At 46.6% G+C, this 15688-nt stretch carries 16 protein-coding genes; 5 read left to right on the top strand and 11 right to left on the bottom strand.

Features of this window, described 5'->3' with window-relative positions:
• Positions 1-15: 15 nt before the first annotated feature.
• From metW to gatC, 11 genes are all read right to left on the bottom strand, one after another.
• Positions 16-609: a methionine biosynthesis protein MetW gene (gene metW, locus AOC20_RS09350; protein WP_215360524.1), complete on the bottom strand. Its 594-nt coding sequence runs from the start codon at positions 607-609 to the stop codon at positions 16-18.
• Positions 610-611: 2 nt separating this feature from the next.
• Complete coding sequence (gene metX, locus AOC20_RS09355; protein ID WP_215360525.1) at positions 612-1745, bottom strand: homoserine O-succinyltransferase MetX; 1134 nt, start codon at positions 1743-1745, stop codon at positions 612-614.
• On the bottom strand, positions 1742-2392 hold the full coding sequence (gene slmA / locus AOC20_RS09360; RefSeq protein ID WP_215360526.1) for a nucleoid occlusion factor SlmA: 651 nt from the start codon (positions 2390-2392) through the stop codon (positions 1742-1744). Before slmA ends, metX begins: the two co-directional genes overlap by 4 nt.
• A 10-nt stretch (positions 2393-2402) precedes the next feature.
• Positions 2403-3305 (bottom strand): acetylglutamate kinase, encoded by a 903-nt coding sequence (gene argB, locus AOC20_RS09365; protein WP_215360527.1) that lies wholly within the window; start codon positions 3303-3305, stop codon positions 2403-2405.
• A gap of 12 nt (positions 3306-3317) precedes the next feature.
• Positions 3318-3695: an RNA polymerase-binding protein DksA gene (gene dksA / locus AOC20_RS09370; RefSeq protein ID WP_088525877.1), complete on the bottom strand. Its 378-nt coding sequence runs from the start codon at positions 3693-3695 to the stop codon at positions 3318-3320.
• Between the two features lie 222 nt (positions 3696-3917).
• Complete coding sequence (locus tag AOC20_RS09375; protein WP_215360528.1) at positions 3918-4985, bottom strand: CobW family GTP-binding protein; 1068 nt, start codon at positions 4983-4985, stop codon at positions 3918-3920.
• A gap of 69 nt (positions 4986-5054) precedes the next feature.
• Entirely contained in the window at positions 5055-6056 is a 1002-nt protein-coding gene (locus AOC20_RS09380) for a tyrosine recombinase XerC (protein ID WP_215360529.1), read from the bottom strand.
• On the bottom strand, positions 6037-6711 hold the full coding sequence (locus tag AOC20_RS09385; protein ID WP_215360530.1) for a DUF484 family protein: 675 nt from the start codon (positions 6709-6711) through the stop codon (positions 6037-6039). The genes AOC20_RS09380 and AOC20_RS09385 overlap by 20 nt, the downstream gene beginning before the upstream one ends.
• A gap of 49 nt (positions 6712-6760) precedes the next feature.
• Positions 6761-8230: an Asp-tRNA(Asn)/Glu-tRNA(Gln) amidotransferase subunit GatB gene (gene gatB / locus AOC20_RS09390; RefSeq protein WP_215362308.1), complete on the bottom strand. Its 1470-nt coding sequence runs from the start codon at positions 8228-8230 to the stop codon at positions 6761-6763.
• Complete coding sequence (gene gatA, locus AOC20_RS09395) at positions 8230-9747, bottom strand: Asp-tRNA(Asn)/Glu-tRNA(Gln) amidotransferase subunit GatA (protein ID WP_215360531.1); 1518 nt, start codon at positions 9745-9747, stop codon at positions 8230-8232. The genes gatB and gatA overlap by 1 nt, the downstream gene beginning before the upstream one ends.
• Complete coding sequence (gene gatC, locus AOC20_RS09400) at positions 9744-10037, bottom strand: Asp-tRNA(Asn)/Glu-tRNA(Gln) amidotransferase subunit GatC (protein WP_215360532.1); 294 nt, start codon at positions 10035-10037, stop codon at positions 9744-9746. The genes gatA and gatC overlap by 4 nt, the downstream gene beginning before the upstream one ends.
• A gap of 61 nt (positions 10038-10098) precedes the next feature.
• Between gatC and AOC20_RS09405 the strand changes: the two genes are divergently transcribed.
• Genes AOC20_RS09405 through rodA form a run of 5 tightly spaced genes read left to right on the top strand, consistent with a single transcriptional unit; the run spans position 10099 to position 15672 of the window.
• On the top strand, positions 10099-11142 hold the full coding sequence (locus AOC20_RS09405) for a rod shape-determining protein (RefSeq protein ID WP_068319852.1): 1044 nt from the start codon (positions 10099-10101) through the stop codon (positions 11140-11142).
• A 24-nt stretch (positions 11143-11166) separates the two neighbouring features.
• Entirely contained in the window at positions 11167-12102 is a 936-nt protein-coding gene (gene mreC, locus AOC20_RS09410; RefSeq protein ID WP_215360533.1) for a rod shape-determining protein MreC, read from the top strand.
• Positions 12099-12623, top strand: coding sequence for a rod shape-determining protein MreD (gene mreD / locus AOC20_RS09415; protein ID WP_215360534.1), 525 nt, complete (start codon positions 12099-12101; stop codon positions 12621-12623). The genes mreC and mreD overlap by 4 nt, the downstream gene beginning before the upstream one ends.
• Positions 12624-12631: 8 nt before the next feature.
• Positions 12632-14539 carry a penicillin-binding protein 2 gene (mrdA, locus tag AOC20_RS09420; protein WP_215360535.1) on the top strand — a complete coding sequence of 636 codons (1908 nt, stop codon included), beginning with the start codon at positions 12632-12634 and terminating at the stop codon, positions 14537-14539.
• Positions 14521-15672, top strand: coding sequence for a rod shape-determining protein RodA (gene rodA, locus AOC20_RS09425; RefSeq protein WP_215360536.1), 1152 nt, complete (start codon positions 14521-14523; stop codon positions 15670-15672). The genes mrdA and rodA overlap by 19 nt, the downstream gene beginning before the upstream one ends.
• Positions 15673-15688 lie beyond the last annotated feature (16 nt).

The following is a 15688-nucleotide window of genomic DNA, read 5'->3' on the forward strand; positions in this document are numbered from 1 at the left end:
CTTTGAATTTTTATTCTAAGCACGACGAATGCGGAATAAAGCGAGGCTGCCAAATAGATTTGGCATCAAGGTAACCTGGCGGCCCTCATGCAAGATGCATTGATCGATCACCTTTAAGCCAAGACTTGAGGCTAACTTCTCAAAGTCAGCAACAGTCAGCACGCGTACGTTCGGCGTGTTGTACCACTGGTAAGGAAGGCTTTTAGAAACTGGCATACGACCTAAGCCAACAGCCAAGCGATGTGACCAGTGCCCAAAATTTGGAAAGGAAATAACAGATTCTTTTCCTACGCGCACTACTTCGCGCAAGATCTTTTCAGTCTGATGAATGGTTTGTAAGGTTTGTGAAAGCACAACGGTATCAAAACTATTGTCTTCAAAAAGCGCTAAGCCGCCCTCTAAATCTTGCTGGATAACATTCAACCCTTTTTGCACGCAAGAGAGTACCCGTGAATCATCAATCTCAACTCCATAAGCATGCACGGGTTTTTGCTTCTGTAAAAACTCCAAGAAGCTACCGTCACCACAACCGAGGTCTAACACTTGAGTGTTCGGTGCAATCCAATTGGCTATGGCAGCAAAGTCGGCGCGCTTGTTGAAGTTGCTCATATTTAAGCCTCGCGCATTTGCATAAAGTAAGCCCGCACTAGATTGTGATAGCGCTCATCATCTAACAAGAACGCATCATGGCCATGCGGCGCATCAATCTCTGCATACGTGACTTCACTCTTATTACTAAGCAATGACTGCACAATCTCACGGCTACGATTGGGCGGAAAGCGCCAATCCGTTGAGAAGCTGACTACCAAAAACTTCGCCTGCACCTCTGCCAGAGCACGATCTAGACTACCATCGTAACGGCGTGAAGGGTCAAAGTAATCAAGTGCGCGAGTAATGAGCAAATACGTGTTTGCATCAAAGTAGGTTGAAAACTTATCGCCCTGATGACGTAAATAACTCTCAACCTCAAACTCAACATCAAAGCTAAAGCGGTAGTCATTAGACTCACCGTTAGGACGTTGTAATTCACGTCCAAATTTTTCGGCCATGTCATCGTCAGATAAATAAGTGATATGACCAACCATACGAGCTAAACGTAAACCGCGTTTTGGTACAACGCCATGCTCGTAGTAGTTGCCTCCATGAAAATCAGGGTCCGACAAAATAGCATTACGCGCCACTTCATTAAAGGCAATATTTTGCGCGCTGAGTTTTGGGGTTGATGCGACAACAACGCAATGATCTAAGCGCTTAGGAAACTGAATAGCCCAAGCCATAGCCTGCATACCACCTAAGCTACCACCCATCACCGCGGCAAATTTGCGAATGCCTAACTTATCTGCCAAGCGAGCTTGCGTATTGACCCAATCCTCAACCGTGACAACCGGAAAATCAGCGCCGTAGGGCTTACCAGTTTCTGGATTAATACTCATCGGCCCAGTGGAGCCAAAGCAAGAGCCCAAGTTATTTACGCCAATGACAAAGAAGTGGTTGGTATCTACCGGCTTACCTGGGCCAATCATGTTGTCCCACCAGCCGATATCTTGCGGATCTTCTGGGCTTGGACCAGCTACGTGATGAGATGCATTAAGGGCATGACAGACCAATACCGCATTGCTTTTATCGGCGTTTAGCTTGCCGTAAGTCTCAATAACTAAATCGTAGCCAGAGAGCATGGCGCCACTCTGCAAAGGCAGGGGCTCGGCAAAATGAATAGTATTTCTAGAGAGGTGTAGCTCGCTCATTCTGACAGGAGAAGGCGCAAACTAACATCGGAGGCTTCGGTTGGCAGCTTCTTAAATCCGCTACGGGCAAAGCGATGCCAACGACCTAAAACAAAACTCATCAGCATGGCAGCGCGAATACTCACCTCTTCTTGCCCTAGCTGTGCCCAGTTACCGCCTTGGGTTTGAGCAATGCGTAGGGCTTGCTTCAAGGATGCCTCGACACGATCCAATACTTGGGTAATGCGCTCTTGCAAACGATCATCTTCTTGCAGTAAAGCGTCGCCCAATAAAACACGAGTCATACCAGGATTCTTTTCCGCAAAAAACAAGAGCATCTGCAAAATACCGCGTGCTTGAGCAAGACCAGACTCTTCCTTTTGATTGATTTGATTAATCAGTCCGAAAACGGTTTGCTCAATGAAAGAAATCAGGCCCTCAAACATTTGCGCTTTGCTGGCGAAATGACGATAGAGAGCTGCTTCTGAAACTTCAATCTTTGCCGCTAAGGCTGCAGTAGTAACGCGCTCACCTTTTGGGTTTTGCAACATCTCGGCAAGCACTTGCAGAATCTGCAAACGACGCTCGCCTGGGCGTGGGCGCTTACGAGCCTTACCAGCGTCAGCATTGCTGTCGTTGATGTCTGTCGGCTCTAATGATTCACGCATACTTATCAGCTTATCTGGAACGGATCATCGTTCCGAAGGCCTGCTCGGTCAGAATTTCTAGCAATAAAGAATGTTCAATACGACCATCAATGATGTGTACTGAATTCACGCCACTCTTAGCGGCATCCAATGCAGAGGAAATCTTAGGTAGCATTCCACCAGAGATCGTGCCATCAGCAAACAATCCATCGATTTCACGAGCGGTTAAATCTGTGAGCAAATTACCGCCCTTATCCATTACGCCTGGAATATTGGTCATCATGACCAGCTTTTCTGCGTGCAGAATTTCAGCCATCTTGCCAGCCACTAAGTCAGCGTTAATGTTGTAGGCCTGGCCTTCTTCACTAAAACCAATCGGAGATATCACCGGAATAAACGCATCGTCTTGCAAGGCCTTAACAACTGCCGGATTAATCGTTTCAATTTCACCAACAAATCCAATATCAATAGTGCTTCCAACCATTTGTTCATTAGGAACGAGCATCTTTTTCGCCCGAATGAGCCCGCCATCTTTTCCAGTCAAGCCAACTGCCTGACCACCGAAATGGTTGATCAACATCACGATGTCTTGCTGTACTTCGCCCCCGAGAACCCATTCAACCACTTCCATGGTCTCTTCATCGGTTACGCGCATACCCTGAATAAAGGTACCAGTCTTACCGATTTTCTTAAGGGCTTCATCAATCTGTGGTCCACCACCGTGAACCACTACTGGATTCATGCCCACTAATTTCAATAAGATCACATCGCGCGCAAAGCTTTCTTTGAGGCGCTCTTCGACCATGGCGTTTCCACCGTACTTAATCACAATAGTCTTGCCGTGATAGGCGCGAATGTAAGGCAGCGCTTCAGCAAGAATCTCCGCCTTTAATAAAGGCGAGATATCACTCAGAGTAGGCAAATGCTTAGTCATTACAAACCTAATTTATTCGCCAAATAATTTTTGACGGAGTTCGCGACGCTCTTGAGCCTCAAGAGATAAATTGGCTGTAGGCCTTGCAATTAAACGATTCAAGCCGATTGGCTCACCTGTTTCCTCACACCAACCATAGTCACCAGATTCGATGCGTGCTAAGGCTTGCTCTACTTTTTTGAGTAACTTGCGTTCGCGGTCACGCGTGCGCAATTCCAATGCATGCTCTTCTTCAATCGTTGCACGATCTGCAGGATCTGGGACCAAAATATTTTCACGCAAATGCTCCGTGGTCTCGGATGCGTTTTTCAGAATGTCGTCTTTGAGGGTGAGTAATTTTTGACGGAAAAAATCTAACTGCGCAGCACTCATGTAGTCCTTGTCGGACATTTTGAGCAATTCCACCTCAGTCAGTGGAGCACCCTTTACAGCTTTCGTGCTCGCAGCCTTAGCGCTGGTTTTTGCAGCAGTCGCTGGTTTTGTTGCTGTTTTTACCGTCATCTCATTCTTTCCTGGTTTGAAGCATTATTGCCTCATTCTGCCAAACTTTTATTACCACTGAATCAATATTCATCAATATTGACCGTGGCGGCGGATTGTACCCGAATCTTTCTAGGCCAAACACCCCTCGAGCCCAGCCAATAGGGTGTCCTTAGGCAAATCAATGCCTATGAAGACCATACGGGTTTGCTTAGGCTCGGTACCCCAGGGACCAGCTAAATCGCTGCCCATCATCTGATGAACCCCCTGGAACACCACTTTTCGGTTACTTCCCTTCACATAAAGCACGCCTTTATAGCGCAGCATCTTCTCCCCAAAGACCTCCAGAATGCCTCCCAGGAAGTCTTCCAGTTTTTTATGATCAAAGGGTTTATCACTACGAAAAACAAAGGATTGGATGCGGTCTGTATGGCCTGCATGGCCATGGTGGTGCTCATGGTCATGACTATGATCGTGCCCGCAGGTGCTGTGGTCATGATCATGGCTATGATCGTGCCCGCAATTAGCGTGATCGTGGTCGTCCTGCTCCAAGAAATGCGGATCGATGTCCAGTTTGGCGTTCAGATTGAAGCCCTTGAGATCCAAAACTGCATTTAGAGGTACTACGCCTTTAGAAATACCTGCAATAGGTGCTCTTGGGTTCATGTGCATCAAACGATTACGTAAGGCATCCACTTCGGCAGAAGTCACTAAATCTGTTTTAGTAATGAAGATTTGATCGGCAAAACCAACTTGACGCTGAGCCTCTTCATGCTCATTAAGCTGCTGCTGACCATGTTTGGCATCAACCAATGTCACGACAGCATCTAAAACGTAGTGGTCGGCAACATCATCATCCATAAAGAATGTCTGGGCTACAGGGCCCGGATTAGCTACGCCAGTGGTTTCAATGACCACACGATCAAAGCTAATCTTCTTATCTTTACGCTGCTCCCAAAGTTCATTTAAGGCATCGACAAGATCACCGCGAATGGTGCAGCAGATGCAGCCATTGCTCATTTGCACAATATTCTCTTGGTTGTCTTGAACCAAGATGTCGTTATCAATATTTTCTTCGCCGAACTCATTCTCAATCACGGCAATTTTTTTACCGTGCTCCTCAGTCAGAATATGTTTAAGCAAAGTGGTTTTGCCGCTTCCTAAGAAGCCCGTCAAAATCGTTACCGGGATTAATGCCATGAATGATCCAATCAAAATCTAAACGCCATCGTTTCCCAAAGCGGGAAACCTTCTATCTTACCGAGTTCCTCAGCCTTTGCCAGCCTTTGCGCGTGGATGCGCTTTATCGTATGCCTGAGCGAGGTGCTGAAAGTCTAGGGAGGTGTAAATCTGAGTGCTGGCGATACTCGCATGCCCCAACATTTCCTGAACGGCACGTAAGTCCTGCGAGGATTGCAGTACGTGACTTGCAAAACTATGGCGCATCATATGTGGGTGCACATGGGTCGGTAAACCAGCGCGCATGGCCAAAGTACGCAAACGCGCCTGAACAGTGCGAGGAGATAAGCGCTTACCAGTAGCCGACAAAAACAATGCAATGGATTCTTCTGAATAACTGCCTGCGTCACGCAGCTCTCGCCATGCAGTAAGCGATCTCATTGCTGGAATACCAACCGGAACTGAGCGACGTTTGCCGCCCTTACCCAAAACGGTCACTTCGGCAGCGTCCCAATCTAACCAACCGGCAGATTCATGCTGGCGGTCCTTGCTTTGCATCACATCAATTCCCAAAAGCTCTGAAAGACGCAAACCTGAGGAATAAAGTAAATCAATAATGGCTGCATCACGAATTGATTCCAAGTCTTTCTTTTCTTCAGCCTCTTTAACGGCTTGATGGACTAAGGCAAGCGCCTGCTCAACTGATAGCGCCTTTGGCAATGACTTCAAACGTTTCGGCGCTTTCACGTCATCAACTGGATTAGCGACTAAGTTGCTAGTTACTTTGCCAGCACGAGCATCGCGCCTCGCGTCCTTCTCGGTAAGCCAGTCATACCAACCACGCCATGCAGAAAGCGCTCTTGCAATACTTCTTGAGGATTTACCTTTGGCGTGTAGACGCCCAGCCCAACGACGCACATGGCCATTGCTGACTTTTAATAATTCGATGGAATCTTCTAGTGCAAAATTTTGGAGATCGCTCAGATCCATGCCATACGCTTTGAGCGTATGCGGCGACAGTTGACGCAAGACATGCAGCTCATGCAAATACTCCTGCATGAGGGGATGAAGATCAGTCGCCTTTAATTTCATAAGCCTGGATACGATCCAAAGCTGCTGCAGTTAATTCAGCGATCTGGCGTAAATAGAAAGCGCCCATATCGGCAGTAAAACGAGACTCATCTTTGCTAGCCAACAGCAATACTGCTGGCGATTGAGTTGTGCCAACACTTTTTCCTAGCGGCAATCCAATGGCAACCATACTTTGCCATTCAGGATCAATGGTTGTTTGGCTTGCCAGTAAATCTACGCTAGCAGCAGCCAACTCTTTAGCCGAGCCACATAAAGGGGTGTCTACCCAAGGGCCAAATGCAGCGTTAGGCGATAGTAATTGTGCGGACTCCACTTCAAATACTTCTGCCAAGCCGGCGGTAATTGCTGCTTCCACATCAGATTTGTTATTTGCTTTCATCAAACGCAATAACCAGGCAACTAAACTTTGTTGGGTTTTATCGTTGCGACTGCCAAAGTGCAACATCTCACTTAAGCGGCGATTGAGCTCTTGATTTTGCGTGCGCAATACCGTCATCTGACGCTCTTGTAAAGAGATCGCTCGATCCTCGTGTGGGTGCTTAATCCGAATTTCATTAAATAAATCAGCATAGCGCTCAAAGAAGCCTGGGGTTGCACGCAACCACTCAGCAACTAACTCTTCTTGCTCGGCTTGCTTTGGATCTATTGCACTCATGGATTTCTTTCTCAAATTTCTTTTTTATTAAGCAATTTTATAAACTTAGTTAGCTTAGCTTTTTACGTAAGAGTTCATTTACCTGGCCTGGATTAGCCTTACCTTGTGAGGCCTTCATAATCTGGCCCACTAGGGCATTAAAAGCCTTCTCTTTGCCAGAGCGGAACTCTTCAACAGACTTCTGATTAGCTGCCAGAACTTGATCAATGATTGTTTCGAGTGCGCCACTGTCACTAATTTGCTTCAAGCCTTTGGCATCAATGACTTGATCAACCGTGCTAATGGCTTTACCCGTAATTGCCTCTTCCCAAAGAATGGCAAAGATATCTTTAGCAATCTTATTGGAGATGGTGCCGTCTGCTACGCGAGTCAGCAATGGCGCTAAATGCTCTGCCTTTAATGGCGCATCTGCTGCGGCAATACCTGCGCGGTTTAATGACGATGCAAGTTCACCAGCAATTAAATTAGCGGCTGCTTTTGCCAATGGCTTACCAACGATAGCCAAGAGGTCTTCAAATACTTTGGCAGTATCACGATCTTGCGTGAGCAACTGGGCATCGTAAGCGCTCAAACCAAACTCGCTTTGCCACTGTTCGCGCAATTGCGCGGGGAGCGCGGGCATTTTGCTACGTACATCCGCAATCCATGCGTCATCAATGACTACTGGCAATAAATCAGGATCCGGGAAATAGCGATAGTCGTTGGCATCTTCTTTACTGCGCATGCTGCGCGTTTCACCACGATCAGGATCATATAAACGCGTTTCTTGAACAACAGTGCCACCATCTTCAATCAGCTCAATTTGACGACGAACTTCGTATTGAATGGCTTCTTCCAAAAAGCGGAAAGAGTTCAAATTTTTAATTTCACAACGAGTACCAAACTCAACCTGACCCTTAGGGCGAACGGATACGTTGGCGTCGCAACGGAAAGAGCCCTCTTGCATATTGCCGTCGCAAACTCCGAGCCAAACGACTAGGCCATGCAAAGCCTTGGCATAGGCAACTGCTTCAGCTGCACTGCGCATGACTGGCTCAGTCACGATCTCTAGCAGGGGTGTGCCAGCACGATTTAAGTCGATACCGCTAGAAGGCTCGCCATGGGGGCCAGTAAAGCCCTCCTCGTGAACTGATTTGCCCGCATCTTCTTCCATATGGGCACGAGTGAGCTCAACTACTTTTACCTCATCGCCTACCAACATTTCAAGATGTCCGCCAACAACAACCGGAATATCCATCTGACTAATTTGATAGCCCTTTGGCAAATCAGGATAGAAATAATTCTTACGCGCAAAAATACTTGCCGGTGAAATCTTCGCATTCACAGCCAAACCAAAACGAATAGCATGTTCAACAGCTTGACGATTTAGCACTGGTAAAACACCAGGCAATGCCAGATCAACTGCACATGCTTGTGTATTTGGTTCTGCACCAAAGCGTGTACTTGCGCCACTAAAAATCTTGGACTGCGTTTGTAGCTGTGCGTGGGTCTCTAGACCAATAACGACTTCCCATTGCATCATGCCACCTCGCTTGCTGGTCGCAAATGCCAATCACTGGCTTGCTGATATTGATGAGCTACCTGCAACAAGCGTGCTTCAGAAAAATAATTGCCAATCAACTGCATACCAATAGGTAGGTTGTTTGCATTAAATCCACAAGGAACGCTCATCGCTGGCAAGCCTGCTAAGTTCGTAGAAAGCGTATAAATATCTTCTAAGTACATTTGTACAGGGTCTTTTGACTTCTCACCCAAGCGCCAGGCTACATCAGGAGCTACAGGCCCAAGGATGACATCGCACTGATTAAATGCAGCCTGGAAATCTGCCGCAATAATGCGACGAATTTTTTGCGCTTGAAGATAGTAAGCGTCGTAGTAGCCGTGGCAAAGAACATACGTTCCAATCATGATGCGGCGCTTTACTTCTGAGCCAAAACCTTCGGTGCGTGACTTCGCATACATATCATTAAGATCACGATATTCGTTAGCGCGATGTCCATAACGAACACCATCAAAGCGACTCAAATTACTGGATGCTTCAGCTGGAGCTAAAACGTAATACACCGGAATGGATAACTTTGTCTTAGGCAAACTCACTTCAATTAATGTGGCGCCTAGGTTTTCTAAAAGCTTAGCTGCTTCATTAACAGATTTCGCAACATCACTTGCTAAACCTTCTGCAAAGAATTCTTTTGGCAAACCAACGCGTAGACCTTCTAGTGGTTTTGCAACATTTGCATTACCTTCTTTCCAAACCTGATTGAGGTAACGGCCATAGTCTTCACCAGAATCCGCCAATGAAGTGGAGTCACGCGGATCATGCGAGGACATTGCTGAGAGCAGCAAAGCACAATCTTCCGCTGTCTTGCCCATCGGGCCAGCTTGATCTAGTGAGGATGCGTAAGCGATCATGCCGTAGCGTGATACTCGCCCATAGCTAGGCTTAATTCCAGTCAAGCCACAAAATGCAGCAGGCTGACGAATCGAGCCGCCGGTATCGGTACCGGTCGCAATCGGAGCCAAGCCAGCAGCAACAGCTGCAGCTGAGCCCCCAGATGAGCCTCCAGCTACGTGGGCAGAATTCCAAGGATTTAAAACTGGTCCAAAGGCGGAGTTTTCATTAGAGGAACCCATCGCAAACTCATCCATATTGGTTTTACCCAAACAAACCATACCAGCGGCATGGGGATTGTTTTCGTCTGGCATTCCCAGATTAGCAACCACAGTGGCATCAAAAGGGCTCTGATACCCAGACAAGATTTTGGAGGCCGCAGTAGTCTTCCAGCCCCGGGTAACGAAGACATCTTTATGTGCCACTGGGATACCAGTCAATTTTCTGGCTTTACCAGAAGAAATGAGCTGATCTGCTTTATTTGCTTGCTCTAAACTTAAGTGAGCATTCACATCAAGATAAGCATTCCATTGTTTTCCAGCCTCAATACGTTCTAAAAAGTACTGGGTTAACTCGGTGCTGGAGACCTCTTTTGCTGCCAGTGCTTTTGCCATTAAAGCGATAGGGGTGTTGTGCCAACTCATTCGATCACCCTTGGCACTAAGAAATAGCCATCATGCTGCGCAGGGGCTGATTTCATATTTTCTGCGCGATGATCTGACTCAGTCACCTGATCAACCCTCAGGGGCTGGGCCAAATCACGTAAAAAGAGGATTGGGTGAGCTAAAGGCTCAAGACCGGTTGTATCAACAGCCTGCATTTCTTCCACCAAGGAAAAAATAGCCTGCAATTGAGGCAAAACTGCCTCAGCTTCTGCCTGATTTAACTCAAGCCTCGAAAGGTGCGCAATGCGCTGGACATCATCAAGTTTCATGGGGCGCTAGAGTATCATTCCTATATATTTTCATTAACACTTTCTATTTTCCCACTACATCATGTTTGGTTTTTTCCGCAGCTACTTTTCCAATGACCTAGCCATCGACCTAGGAACCGCTAACACCTTAATTTATATGCGTGAGCGGGGTATTGTCCTCGATGAACCCTCTGTTGTGGCAATTCGCCAAGAGGGTGGTCCAAATGGCAAAAAGACCATTTTGGCCGTTGGTAAAGAGGCAAAAGCCATGTTGGGACGTGTTCCAGGCAACATTGAGGCGATTCGTCCAATGAAAGATGGCGTTATTGCCGATTTCACCATTACCGAACAAATGCTCAAGCAATTTATCAAGCTTGTGCATGAAAGCAAATTATTAAAGCCAAGCCCACGCATCATCATTTGTGTTCCTTGTGGATCTACTCAAGTTGAACGTCGCGCAATTCGTGAGTCTGCATTAGGTGCTGGTGCATCACAAGTATTTTTGATTGAAGAACCAATGGCTGCTGCGATTGGCTCTGGCTTGCCAGTTTCCGAAGCTGCTGGTTCGATGGTTGTCGACATTGGTGGCGGCACAACTGAAGTTGGCGTGATGTCATTAGGTGGCATGGTTTACAAAGGTTCTGTGCGCGTTGGTGGCGACAAGTTTGATGAAGCCATTACCAATTACATCCGTCGTAACTACGGCATGTTGATTGGTGAACAAACTGCTGAGCTGATCAAGAAAACAATTGGCTCTGCATTCCCTGGCGCAGAAGTGCGCGAGATGGAAGTAAAGGGTCGCAATCTTTCTGAAGGCATTCCACGTAGCTTCACTGTTACTAGCAATGAAATTTTGGAAGCATTAACAGATCCATTGAATCAAATTGTCACTGCAGTTAAAGCTGCTCTTGAGCAGATTCCACCTGAGTTGGCGTCTGATATTGCCGAGCGCGGCATGATGCTGACCGGCGGCGGAGCCTTACTACGCGACCTGGATCGCCTCTTGCTTGAAGAAACTGGCTTGCCAATTCATGTTGCAGAAGATCCATTAACTTGCGTGGCTCGTGGTTGCGGTATTGCACTCGAGCGCATGGATAAGTTAGGCGGAGTGTTCTCGCACGAGTAAGCGACATACACGTCGAATAGGGAATTGCAACATAGCGCTCCACCACTTTTCAGACAGGGCATTCCGGCCTTACTTAAACTGATTGTCTGTCTGTCGATCAGCATCGCTCTGATGCTGATCGATTTTCGCTTTAAAGCACTCGACCCCATCCGCAATAACGTCAATTGGATTTTGCGACCACTTGAATATGTGATGATGATGCCGCGCAATGCGCTTGAAGCAACATCAGAGTATTTCACAACAAGATCGACTCTTGATCAAGAAAACCAAGTGATGAAAGTGCGTCAAGCAGAACTTTCCTTGCTGGCAAATCAATCTGAATTTTTGATGGTGGAAAACCAAAACTTGCGCGAGCTGATGGCTTTGCAAAAACAAGTGCCGTTCAAAACATTGCCAGTTGAAATTCTATTTAATCCACCTAACCCAATTTCTCAGCGCATTGTCATTAATCGTGGCAGCAATGATGGCCTCAAGCTGGGCAACCCAATCGCCAATGATTCCGGCATATTGGGTCAAGTGGTGCGCCTTTATGAGCGTTCTGCAGAGGTTTCGCTACTCGAGGACCGAGATTTTGCGGTTCCTGTGCAAGTGGCGCGTAACGGACTGCGTGCGGCCGTTTTTGGGGCTGGACGCGGCAACCCTTTAGAACTGCGCTATTTACCAGTTGCCAGCGACCTTGAAGTTGGAGACATTTTGCTTACTTCGGGAATTGACGGCATTTACCCTCCTGGCTTTGCTGTAGCAGTAATTAGCAAAATTGAGCGCAATGCCGATAAGAATTCTTCAAATGTATTTTGCGTACCAGTTGCCGCAGTTAATCGCTATCGCCAAGCTCTTGCACTTTTGTATGACCCGCAATTTGATGCAAAGGCTCCCGCTATTAACAACAAATCTGCAACTGGCGCACCTTTAACCAATACGCCAGGCAGACGTCAAACTCGCGCGCGAGGAATGCAATGATCGATTTCCAGAGCGGCTATATTCTGCGCCCGGTAAATCCGGTCTTCATTTATTTCAGCTTATTTTGTGCACTGTTATTAAACCTGTTGCCTATTGGCAATTATGGTTGGGTGCCCGACTGGCTAATTCTGAGTATCGTGTTTTGGAATATTCATCAGCATCGTTATGTCAGCGTGATTACCGCTTTCATTTTAGGTCTGATGATGGATGTTCATAACTCAGATCTATTGGGCTTACATGCCTTTAGTTATTCGCTCGTAGCCTATGTGGCCATCTCATGGCATCGACGCATTGTGGCTCTGAGCGTTCTCTCGCAAGCCTTACACCTATTGCCTATTTTCCTATTGGTGTCACTATTTCCAGTGCTGGCACATTGGCTGCTGAGCGGTGAGCTCTACTGGTGGGCTCTGACTGGCGCTATTCAGGCGCTAATTGAAGCAATGCTTTGGCCATTAGCAACCCGCATCTTGCTAGCACCGCAGCGTCGCCCTATAGATGTTGATCACAATCGACCTCTCTAAGAATTGACATGGTTTCTTTTAAAAAACCGGATCTCGATTCATTTCAAGAGCGCATTCACATTGCGACTCTCTTTGTCACATTTTGTTTTTTACTACTCATCACGCGTCTAGTTTGGCTGCAGCTTGTTAGCCATGGAAAATATGCGCTGCTGGCAGAGAGCAATCGCATTGCATTAGTGCCCGCGCCCGCCAACCGCGGTCTTTTAATTGATCGTAATGGCATCGTCATTGGGCGTAACTATTCTGCATTAACCCTGGATGTGAATGCAGAAGAGGTCAAAGGCAACGTAGATCAATTAATCAATGATCTTTCTGAAATCATTGATATTTCGCCTCGAGATCGCCGCAATTTCAAGCGTTCTCTAGAGGATTCCCGCAATATGGGAACTTTTCCCCTACGATCGATGCTGAACGAGACTGAAACAGCCCGTTTTATGGCTAATCGCTATCGCTTCCCTGGGGTAGAAATCCGCGCCAGAAGCTTTCGGGAGTACCCATATAACGAATTAGCCTCCCATCTTATTGGCTATATTGGGCGCGTTTCCCAAAAAGATAAGGAGCGCATGCAGGCTGAAATTGAGGGTGCCAAAGCTGATGACCCCGATGCACTGCAAGCCTCTTTTTTGCCGGGCATTCAGTACGTCGGCAAGATTGGCCTAGAGCAAAGCTATGAAAACGTTTTGCGTGGTGTGCCTGGATACGATCAAGTTGAAATTACTGCGGGCGGTAAACCAGTTCGCACACTTTCAAGCTCGCCATCGGTGCCCGGTAAAAATGTTGTGCTCTCTGTTGATATCAAGTTGCAATATTTAGTTGAACAACTCTATGGCAATTTCCGTGGTGCGTTTGTTGCCATTGAACCAGAGACGGGCGACGTGTTGGCATTTGTATCTAAACCCAACTTCAATCCAAATGACTTTGTTGAGGGGATTGATTCCGTTACCTGGAAAGAGCTCAATGATTCTCCGCAGAAGCCACTCTATAACCGTCCGCTAAAGGGCATCTACCCACCAGGATCAACTTATAAACCTTTTATGGCGCTTGCTGCTTTAGAGAATAAAAAGCGCACGCCATCACAAACGATTTCTGATCCTGGTTACTTCGACTTTGGTAATCACACCTTCCGCGATGATAAAAAAGGTGGTCACGGCATTGTTGATATGCAAAAGTCAATCGTGGAGTCTTGTGATACTTATTACTATCTGCTTGCACGCGATATGGGTGTGAATATGATGCATGACTTTATGAAGCCTCTCGGCTTTGGTCAAATCACTGGCATTGATTTGCAAGGTGAATCAAAAGGCGTATTACCATCTACAGAGTGGAAGAAAAATACCTTCAAAAAACCAGAGCAACAAAAATGGTACGAGGGTGAAACTATTTCTTTAGGCATTGGTCAAGGCTATAACGCGTTCACCATTTTGCAATTGGCTCATGCCATGGCAAACGTTGCTAATAACGGCATCGTCATGAAGCCTCACCTAGTTAAAGCAATTGAAGATCCCTTTACTCGCAATCGGGTGTTAACGACACCAAAAGAAAGTTATCGCATCGATCTGAATGCTGAAAATATTGAGGTGATTAAAAAAGCGATGCTAGAGGTAAACATTACTGGTACTTCTGCGGCAGCATTTAAAGGCACCGGATATCAAGTGGGCGGAAAAACTGGTACCGCTCAAGTATTTAGCTTGAACTCAAAAGAATATAAGCACAGCGCCACTGCAGAATTTTTACGTGATCACGCTTTATATATCGCATTTGCTCCAGTCGATAAGCCAACGATTGTTATAGCAATGGTGGTTGAAAATGCAGGCTTTGGTGCGCAACATGCTGCACCAATTGCGCGTAAGGCACTGGACTACTACATAGAGGGCAAGTGGCCTAAGGAGATTCCTGAATGGAAAAGAGCCCCTTAATTAAAGTTAAAGGATTTTTCTTAGGAATCTTTGCAGGCTTAGACCGTCAGCTAGGCCTTATTCTGCTTGGCTTAGCGGCTGCTGGCTTTTTTACCTTCCTGTCTGCTAGTCAAAATACACCTGTTCAAATCGCAGATGAATTACGCAATCTCGCATTGTCATTTGTGGTGATGTGGGTTGTCTCACGCATCCCACCAAAATGGCTGGAGATGGGTGCGGTTTGGATTTATGGATTCGGTGTGGCACTTTTAGTCGCAGTGGCTGTATTTGGATTAATTAAAAAAGGTGCGCGTCGTTGGCTCAATATTGGATTTGTTATTCAGCCATCTGAAATCATGAAGATCGCAATGCCACTAATGCTTGCTTGGTACTTTCAAAAGCGTGAGGGCATTCAAAAATCGTGGGACTATGGTGTTGCTGCCATCATCTTGGCGATCCCTGTTTTTTTAATTGCTCGCCAACCAGATTTAGGAACTGCTCTCTTGGTTTTTGCAGCAGGTTTATACGTCATCATTCTGGCTGGCCTGCCCTGGAAATGGATTCTGCCTTTCGTAGGACTCGGTGTTCTGGGAATTTTGTTGATCATTATTTTCGGCAGCACTATATGTGCTCATGATGTGGTTTGGCCGCTGGTACACAATTATCAAAAACACCGCATCTGTACTTTGCTAGATCCAACAAGTGATCCATTAGGAAAAGGTTTTCACACAATTCAATCGATGATTGCGATTGGCTCTGGCGGATTCTTTGGTAAAGGCTGGTTCCAGGGAACGCAAGCCCACTTAGAGTTCATTCCAGAAAAACATACTGACTTCGTATTTGCCGTTTTCTCGGAAGAGTTTGGTCTGTTAGGCAATCTTGTTTTGCTCGGACTTTTCTTTGCATTAATTAAGAGGGGCCTAGCCATCTCTGCCAGTGCGCCAAATTTATTTACGCGATTACTTGGTGCAGCAGTAACCTTAATCTTCTTTACCTACGCATTCGTGAATATCGGAATGGTAAGTGGTTTATTACCGGTGGTTGGGGTGCCGCTGCCATTTATAAGTTATGGCGGTACAGCACTTGTAACGCTAGGATTTGGGGCAGGAATACTCATGAGCATTCATCGTCATCGACGCTTAGTGCAAAGCTAACCCAATTGGATGCAGC

The sequence above is a fragment of the Polynucleobacter ibericus genome (assembly GCF_018687955.1).
GTDB lineage: Bacteria > Pseudomonadota > Gammaproteobacteria > Burkholderiales > Burkholderiaceae > Polynucleobacter > Polynucleobacter ibericus.